Annotated in this window: 3 protein-coding genes; all 3 read left to right on the top strand. The window is 32.2% G+C overall.

The window, feature by feature from the left end:
- Window positions 1-140: 140 nt before the first annotated feature.
- The 3 genes from essC (at window position 141) to EDD63_RS11175 (ending at window position 6786) form a co-directional block, all read left to right on the top strand.
- Window positions 141-4187: a type VII secretion protein EssC gene (gene essC / locus EDD63_RS11185; RefSeq protein ID WP_134171397.1), complete on the top strand. Its 4047-nt coding sequence runs from the start codon at window positions 141-143 to the stop codon at window positions 4185-4187.
- Window positions 4180-6393, top strand: a complete 2214-nt coding sequence (locus EDD63_RS11180; RefSeq protein WP_134171396.1) for a YhgE/Pip domain-containing protein — start codon at window positions 4180-4182, stop codon at window positions 6391-6393. The genes essC and EDD63_RS11180 overlap by 8 nt, the downstream gene beginning before the upstream one ends.
- Before the next feature lie 108 nt (window positions 6394-6501).
- On the top strand, window positions 6502-6786 hold the full coding sequence (locus tag EDD63_RS11175; protein WP_134171395.1) for a WXG100 family type VII secretion target: 285 nt from the start codon (window positions 6502-6504) through the stop codon (window positions 6784-6786).
- The last annotated feature ends 93 nt before the right edge of the window (window positions 6787-6879 follow it).

Genomic DNA, 6879 nt, shown 5'->3' with positions numbered 1-6879 from the left:
ATTCGTAACAATCAAGATGAGAATTCATAATAATATAACAAAAACACTAACAAATATGATGACTATGACAGTTGCATTAAGAATGCCATTCTACACTCAGTATTGATGAAATCACAAATCCAAATCGAGAGACATTTTATGTGAATGGTGTCCAAGTTTGCGATGAGTTATTGAATGTAAATGAGGGTGATGTTATTTTAATTGAATGTTTAATGTTCCAAGTACACAAAACATCAATAACACTAATAGGAAATCATGATGAATACACAACAAACTTATTTCCTATCGAAGAAGAAGTGCAAATGTCAGATTTTCCAATGTATAGAAGATCTCCACGTATCGTAAAGCGAACAAAAGAAGAAAAGATTTCAATAGCAGCACCTCCAGCAAGTGAGAAAATGAGTAAGGGTGGATTGGCGAAAGTGATTATACCACCATTAGTTACTGGAGCTGGAACGGTTGCTATGGGAATTATGATGCCTAGAGGACCATATATCTATATTGGATTGGCATCAACATTTGTCTCATTAGTCTTTTCAATCTCAAGTTTTATAAATGAAAAGAAAGAGCATAAGAAAAATAATAAAAGAAGACAAGAAGTATATGAAAAGTATTTATTGCGTACTAGAAATACGTTAGAAAGATTGCGTATAGATGAAGAGGAATCCTTTCGTTATCACAATCCTTCAATCCCGGAAATCGAAAACCTAGTAAATGCGTATTCAAGTCGAATTTATGAGAAAGATGTTGATCATGATGATTTTCTAGAAGTTTGTGTTGGACATAGAAATGAACATCGCACCTTTAGTGTTTCTGTATCAGCAAATGAATTAGACATTGAAAAAGATGAACTACTAGATGAAGCAAGAGAAATCGAATCTGAATATAAAGAATATGAACAAAAACCAATTCATATTAATTTAAAAAAGAGTCATTTAGGAATTGTAGGAGATCATGAAGAAATACATCAACAATTAAAGCAAATTATGGCGCAAGTGACATTCTTCCATAGTTATCATGATGTAGAATTTATCTTTTTATACAATGAAACATACAAACAAGAATTTGATTATGTGAAGTGGTATCCACATTTCAAAATTAGTGCAGTAAATGTTACTGGTAATATTTATAATGAGACAGTTAGAGATCAAGTATTAGGAAGTCTAACTCAGATTCTTAAGCAAAGACGAGATATTCGTGAGGAAAAGAAACGAGAAAGTTCATATTCACCACACTATATTATTATCATTGATGAGAATCACTTGATTATGAATCACTCAATTATGGAATACTTACAAGAAGATACAACAGATTTAGGATTTACACTTATCTATTCAGCTAGACAAAGAGCAGATTTACCAGAGAATATTAAAACAGTTCTATTAGCAGAAGATATGCATACTTCTACATTGCTTATGAATCATGGTGAGATGATGAACAAGCGAATGAAAGCTGTGGAACTTGAGCAAGTAGATTTACAGAAAATGGCTAGAAACTTATCTGTTTTGAATCACCAAAAAGGGATTCGCTCACAAATACCAGAAAGTATTACGTTCTTTGATATGTATCACGTAAATCATCCACGTGAATTTGGTATTGAAGAAAGATGGATGCAAAACCAATCACATAAATCATTAGCGGTTCCTTTAGGTGTGCGTGCAAAAGATGATATTGTGGAATTGAATTTACATGAAAAGGCACATGGACCTCATGGTTTAGTTGCAGGAACCACAGGATCTGGGAAATCAGAGATTGTACAATCGTATATTTTGTCTTTAGCAGTAAACTTTCACCCACATGAAGTCGGATTTTTATTGATTGACTACAAAGGTGGAGGAATGGCAAGTTTATTCAAAGACTTACCACACTTATTAGGTACTATTACCAATTTAGATGGTAGTGAAAGTATGCGTGCCTTAGCATCAATAAAAAGTGAACTACAAAGACGACAACGTATTTTTAATGAACACAATGTAAATAATATTATTCAATACAACAAGCTATTCAAATCAGGAAAAGCTAGTGAACCATTACCAAGTTTATTTATTATCTCAGATGAGTTTGCCGAGTTAAAAAAAGAGCAACCTGAGTTTATGAGTGAATTAGTATCTGCGGCTCGTATTGGACGTAGTTTAGGTGTAAAACTAATTCTAGCTACACAAAAACCTAGTGGAGTTGTTGATGATCAAATTTGGTCAAACTCAAAGTTTAAGTTAGCTTTAAAAGTACAAGACGAAAATGATAGTAAAGAAGTAATTAAAACATCTGATGCTGCTTATATTACACAAGCAGGACGTGCTTATTTACAAGTTGGAAATAATGAGATTTATGAATTATTCCAAAGTGCTTGGAGTGGAGCAACATACAAAGATGCAAATGAAGAAGACATTGTGTATGACTTAGTATATCAAGTAAATGATATTGGACAAGCACAATTAATCAACAAAGATTTATCGACGGATGATGATATCAATGCAGTAAGTAAATCACAGCTTGATGTTACTGTGGATTATATTCATGAAATATATCAACAAAGAGGTGAAGTAGAAGTGATGAAACCTTGGTTACCATCATTAGAAACACAAATTGTTTCGCCTCATCTACATGAAATACAAGCACTTGAACAATTTGCAACATTGCAATTGTGTTGTCCAGTGGGAATTGTAGATATTCCTGAAGAGCAACTACAAAATGAGTTTGAATTAAACTATTTAAAAGATGGAAATGTTGCAGTGTTTGCATCGAGTGGTTTTGGTAAGTCATTCACATTAGGAACGATAATGACGACACTTGCAGCATGTAACAATCCACAATTAATGAATTTCTACATTATTGATTTAGGAAACTCAGCATTAATTCCATATGTGAATCTACCGCATACTGCAGACTATATGACATTTGACTCAATTGAGAAAATAACAAAGTTTGCAAAGATGATCAATGCAACTATTGCAGAACGTAAAAAGTTATTTGCTAAAGAAATGGTACAAAACTATGAAACATACAATGAGATGTTCCCACAAAGTCCATTAAAAGCAATTATGATTTTCTTAGACAATTATGATGTCGTAAAAGAATTACCGGTTGATTTAGAAGATTTTATATTACGTATATCTAGGGATGGTCCTGGACTAGGAATCTATATTACAATTAGTGCAACTCGAAGTAATGCAGTACGTTATGCAACGTTAAATAATTTTAAGACTAAAATTGCACAGTATATGTATGATGCAATGGAAATTAATAGCATCGTTGGAAGAAGCAAGTACAGTCTTCCAGAAATTAAAGGGCGTGCAATGGTAAAACTGGCAAATGTAAATACAATGCAAGTATATAGTCCTGTAGCATTTGAAAGTAATATTGAATTTACTACAAAAATTAAGCAATTAATTGAAGAAATTCATCAAGCATATCACGGTGAACAAGTTATGGGAATTCCAGTTCTTCCAGAAGTATTTACAACAAATGACTTTGCACAATATCCACATGAGTCAGAAGTTGATATAAAACTTGGATTGGACGTGAATGATGTAACGGTTTGTGATGCAAGTATTCAAGCATCACCATACTTAATTATTGGTCCAGTGGCATCAGGAAAAACAAATGTAATGAGTAATTTCATTACACAAGTAAAAGATGGTCAAACAGTGTATATTCTTGACTCGTCAAGAATGGAGCTTTATCAACATGCCAAAATGGATGGAGTTCACTATGCGACAAGTGATGAACAAATTCAGACCTTCGTGGAAGAATTAATTTCTGAAGTTGAGAATCGAAAACTTGAATTTGCAGATGAACATCAAAATAGTGGAATTGGACCAAATGAATTCTATTCAACATTGCCAAAATATATGATTTTTATTGAAGATGTAGATGATTTTGTTAGTAAAGTTGAAAAGAAATATCCGAAATTTGTAGATACACTTCGTGAGTCAACAAATGTTGGAATCAAGCTTATTGCAACTGCACAAGCAACGAAACTACGTGGATATGATGACATCACAAAATTCTTTAAGGGTTCAACAAATGGACTTGTATTGGTAAATCAAGGAAACCATTCAATATTCCCTGTGAGAAGTCAAAGAGATTATCCACCATTTGGTCAAGCATTGTTGTTTAACAATGGAGATTACAGGAACACACTATTACCAAAATATGTGAATAAGGGGGACAACATAAATGAGTAAAGTAAAAAAGGTATTACAACTAGTATGTATTGCTATAACTTGTCTTTCACTTGGTGTATATGCAGGAATGAATATAAACAATAAAAGTGAAGAAATAAGTGAAACAAAACTAGCTGTTGTAAATATGGATGAAGGTGTAACATATAACAATGAAGAGCGTAACTTCGGATTGGAACTAATTGACAAGTCGAATGCAAGTATTACGGTTACTGGATTAAGTGACGCAGAAAGTGGAGTAAAAGAAGGAAAGTATGCAGCATATATTGTACTTCCTTCAAATTTCTCAGAAAATGTAGCGAGTATAAATACGGTACAAACACCAACAACGTTTGAATATGTTATTTCAGATACATTGACGCGTGAAGCAAAAGAACAAACGGTTTACAATGTACTAGAATTTGGAAACAACTATAGTCAAAATCTTTCAAATATGTATATTGCTTCTATTTTGAATACATATCATAAAGGACAAGATGGTGCACTTGTGGCAATTGAGACAAGTGAACAAGATCTAAAGTTAATTAATTCAATTTCTTCAGCTGATCTAACAAGCATGGTTGAAGTTAAAGAAATTAATGTCGTGGAAAACCAAGTAGCTGATTTAAACATTGATGAAGAAAAAACGAAGTCTGTTGAAACAATGAATGCTGTCGATGCAAAATATAAAGAATTCATGCTATTGAGCAAGGCACAATTAGATGTGATTAAAGATACATCAAGTCAGTTATATACAGAAGTTGAAAGTTTAAAAGCGAAAGTAGCAAATGTATCAGATATTGCACCTAATGAATTTGGCGAGTATACATTTGATAACATGGATACATATATTCAACAGTTGAACAGTTCTATTACAAATTCAAGTGATGGTGTAAAATCCTTGTTACAAACAGCAAACGATCGAATTGACAAAGTAGTTAATTCGAATACAGGAATCGCTTACGGTATAGAAACTAAAATTCAAGATGTTGAGCAAAAACTATTAGCATTAAAAACAAATAATACGGATAACATCCAAAAGATAAATGATTTTATTCAAATACTAGATAGTTATAATCAAAACATCCTAGTACAAAAACAAACATTGTCTGAAAACAATCAAGTTTTACAACTATATGTGAGTGTAATGGAATTAAGTATGAATCCGTCATTAAACTCTGCAAATCAAAATTTAGCAGACTTTGTAAGTGAATTAGATGGTTCATTAGCAGTAGATCAAGAAGTAACAGATCTAAAAACACAAATTGATACATACACGAAACAAGAAAACTCAACAACTACATTCGTGGATTTCTATCAAACACATATAAATGGAAATAGTACTTCAACTTTATTAACAGAAAATGAAACTATATTGAATGCTTTAGATACACAAGCAATTGCACTAGATGAGGTATTAACTAAACTGACGGCAGATCAAACAAATTTGTCTGATGTAGAATCTGATATGCAAGCATTGAAAACATACAATGATCAATTAAAAACAATTGATAAAGTAGATCAAGGAAACCAAACGACTCCGCAAGTAGATACAAATCAATTGAAAGATGAAGTTACAAAAGATATGAGTAATAAAAAGGCATTATATAACTCATTATCTCAAGAAGTATTAACTCAAAATGGTCGTGTAGCATTGGTAAGAGATGCATTCAATCAAGCAAATACAACATTCCAACTATTACATGGAAATGTTCAATTATACGATCCAATAGCATACATTAATGAAAATGATATTACGGATTTCGTAAAACAATATATGAATGTGCAAGATAAAATTGAAAGCAAAGTACAATCACATGAGCGTGAGCAAGATTCATATGTAAAAGATGTATATACAACATCAAATACACATGTACAAACACTTCGCCAAGATCTATTAAAAGCAAATGAAACATCAAATAAACAAGTAGAACAAGGTTTAGCAAATGTGAAAGCAGTAAAACATGCTAGTGTCGCAACGACAACAACATCGCTTACAGACTTTACAAATACATTAGGTTACACAAGAAATGGATCGATTCTTAACCAAGATGCAGTAACATTTATTGCTAGACCAGTATCTGTAAATGGAACAATTTCTACAAAAACAGTGGAACAAAGTCAATTACCAGGAATGGTATTATTAGGACTAGCTGGTGTTGGTATTGTAGGTTGCGCATTATTAAGTATGAAACGAAAAAAGAAAATCGCAAAAGAAGAAGTTGTTTAATACACTGTATTACAAGATATATGTATTTTGATTAGTAAAGTATAACTTGTTTTGTGGTTGTTTGAATGATAGAATTAAAATAGTTAGTAATTATAGGAGGGCATAGAAATGCAAATTAGAATTGAACCAGAAATGCTGGAAGAGATTTCAACAAACTTAAAAAATGAAGGACAAAACTTCGAAGACTGTATTGGGAAAATGGAAGCACAAATTGGACGTATTCCAGATGCATGGGCAGGACAAGCTGCAGAAGCTTACCAAGGTCAATTTGCTGAGTTAAAACCAAGTTTTGAAAAAGTTAGAGAATTGATTGCAGACATTAGTCAACAAATTAATGATGTAATCCGTGCTTCACAAGAACTTGATGAAGATATTGCTTCAAAATTAAGATAATTTAACTAAAGAGGCAGTCGCCTCTTTTTTAATATTAATAACAATTGTTTTTATACTATGTAAGTAAGTCAACATCGGAGGGAGTGAAGTGTA

Source organism: Breznakia blatticola (genome assembly GCF_004365815.1).
GTDB lineage: Bacteria > Bacillota_I > Bacilli_A > Erysipelotrichales > Erysipelotrichaceae > Breznakia > Breznakia blatticola.
Note: the sequence above shows the minus strand (reverse complement) of the source record. Positions and strands in the feature narration are given on the sequence as shown.